The sequence below is a fragment of the Ectothiorhodospira lacustris genome (assembly GCF_022227785.1).
Classification (GTDB): Bacteria; Pseudomonadota; Gammaproteobacteria; order Ectothiorhodospirales; family Ectothiorhodospiraceae; genus Ectothiorhodospira; species Ectothiorhodospira lacustris.
The window spans coordinates 1-2,346 of the sequence record NZ_JAJNQM010000150.1; the positions used below are offsets into that span (position 1 = coordinate 1).

The 2,346-nt window shown below is 64.9% G+C and carries 1 protein-coding gene and 1 pseudogene; one reads left to right on the forward strand and one right to left on the reverse strand.

Translation table 11 applies throughout. The annotated features are described in order from the left end of the window. Window positions 1-540, reverse strand: a pseudogene (locus LQ952_RS15710) (ATPase); the annotation flags it as partial. A gap of 129 nt (window positions 541-669) precedes the next feature. Here LQ952_RS15710 and LQ952_RS15715 point away from each other — a divergent pair. Continuing rightward, window positions 670-2,346 (forward strand): ATP-binding cassette domain-containing protein (locus LQ952_RS15715; protein ID WP_238623556.1); only part of this gene is annotated, 1,677 nt, incomplete at its 3' end.

Sequence of the window (2,346 nt, forward strand, 5' to 3'; positions counted from 1 at the left end):
TTCGGTGGCCTTGATGTAGATGATCAGGGTGTGTTCCGCCAGCAGTTCCATGACCCCGGGGTCATCCAACTCGCAGACGCTGCCGCCGGCATCGTTGATGACGTTATCAAAACCGTAGATATCCTGGGCCTTGAGGATGAATTCGGGCACGTCGCGCATGGCGGCCACTTCGGCGTCATGGTGCAGGCGCTGGCGGCGCTTGAATTCCTGCAGGGAGAGTCCGCCCCGCTCCGGGTTGCCCAGCTTGCCGAGGAAGCTGGAGACCGGCTGCAGGTTGTCCACCGACAGGTTGTTGACGATGCTGATGGAATCGGAGCGCAGCAGTTCCTTGAGGAAGGGAATGTGCATCACCTGGCGCTTGATGTTGTCCAGGATCGGCTCATCCAGATAGCGGCTGCCGATGCGGTAGTCCCCGGAGAAATGGAACCAGTGGGCGCGGCGGAGCTGATGGGCGAGGCGGGTCTTGCCCACGCCGGACATGCCCAGCAGGGTGATGGACTTGTTCTTCCAGTGCCGGTATTCGGAGGCCGTGAGTCTCAAGGGGGGGTCCGTCATGAGTGGGTGATCAGGCCGTATTTTACGGGATTACGCCTGCGGAGTGGCTACCATCCCCGCCCAATCCCCGGGCCGCCCTGCGTTACAATGGGATTTTACTTTCCGGATGCTTCCATGCCTCTGCTCGTCTTTCGCAACATCAAACTCGGTTTTGGCCGACATCAGCTGCTGGACGGTGTGGATCTGTCCATTGAGCCGGGAGAACGCCTGTGTCTGGTGGGGCGCAACGGCGTGGGCAAGTCCACCTTCATGCGCCTGATCACCGGGGAGATGCAGGCCGATGACGGCGAGATCGTCTGCCGGGACGGCCTCAGGGTGGCCATGCTGGAACAGGCGGTGCCGGAGGGGCTGGAGGGCAGTGTCTTCGACGTGGTGGCCGATGGCCTGGGCAATGTGGGTGAGCTGGTGCGGCGGTACCACCGGCTGGTGCATGACCTGGGGGAGCGTCCCGACGATCCCCTGGCACTGCAGGCCCTGGAGCGGTGCCAGCATGAGCTGGAGGCAGTGGGCGGCTGGACCCTGGAGCAGCGGGTGGAGACGGTGCTGTCCCGTCTGGAGCTACAGGGGGGGGCACCCTTCGACAGTCTCTCCGGCGGCCTCAAGCGCCGTGTGCTGCTGGCCCGCGCCCTGGTGACGGCGCCGGATCTTTTATTGTTGGACGAGCCGACCAACCATCTGGATGTGGACGCCATCCAGTGGCTGGAAGGCTTCCTGTTGGGGTTCGAGGGCAGCCTGCTGTTCATCACCCATGACCGGGCCTTCCTGCGCCGCCTGGCGACCCGGATCATCGAGCTGGATCGGGGGCGGCTCACCAGCTGGCCCGGTGACTATGACACCTATCTGCAGCGCAAGGCCGAGGCCCTGGAGGCCGAGGAACGCCAGAACGCCTTGTTCGACAAGAAGCTGGCCCAGGAGGAGGTCTGGATTCGCCAGGGGATCAAGGCCCGGCGAACCCGTAACGAAGGCCGGGTGCGCGCCCTCAAGGCCCTGCGGGCCGAGCGGTCCGAGCGTCGGGAGCGTCTGGGCACTGCCCGCCTGCAGACCCAGTCGGCGGCACCCTCCGGTCGCATCGTGGCCGAAGCCGAGAACCTGTGCTTCAGCTACGGGGGCAAGCCGGTGATCCGGGACTTCTCCAGCCTGATCCTGCGCGGTGACAAGGTGGGCATCATCGGCCCCAACGGCGTCGGCAAGACCACTTTGCTGCGGCTCTTGCTGGGGCAGTTGCAGCCCGATGCGGGCACGGTGCGCCTGGGGACCCACCTGGAAGTGGCCTACTTCGATCAGCATCGGGCCGCACTGGACGAGGAGGCCAGCGTGGTGGACAACGTGGGCGAAGGACGCGACCGGGTCACCGTGGGTGGCGAGAGTCGTCATGTGCTGTCCTGGCTGCAGGATTTTTTGTTCGAGCCGGCCCGCGCCCGCCAGCCGGTGAAGGCCCTTTCCGGTGGTGAGCGCAATCGGCTGCTGTTGGCGAAGCTGTTCACCCGGCCTGCCAATGTGCTGGTACTGGACGAGCCCACCAATGACCTGGATGCGGATACCCTGGAGATGCTGGAGTCCCGTCTGGTGGAGTTCGACGGCACGGTGCTGTTGGTGAGCCACGACCGGGACTTCCTGGACAACGTGGCCACCAGCGTCATTGCCTGGGAAGGGGAGGGCCGATTCGAGGAGTATGTCGGCGGGTACGGCGACTGGATGCGTCAGCGTCCGGTATCTCGAGTGCAGGTGGCCGAGCCTGCACGACCGGTAGCCGCGCCCAAATCTGCGCCGAAGCCGAAAGCGGCAAAACTC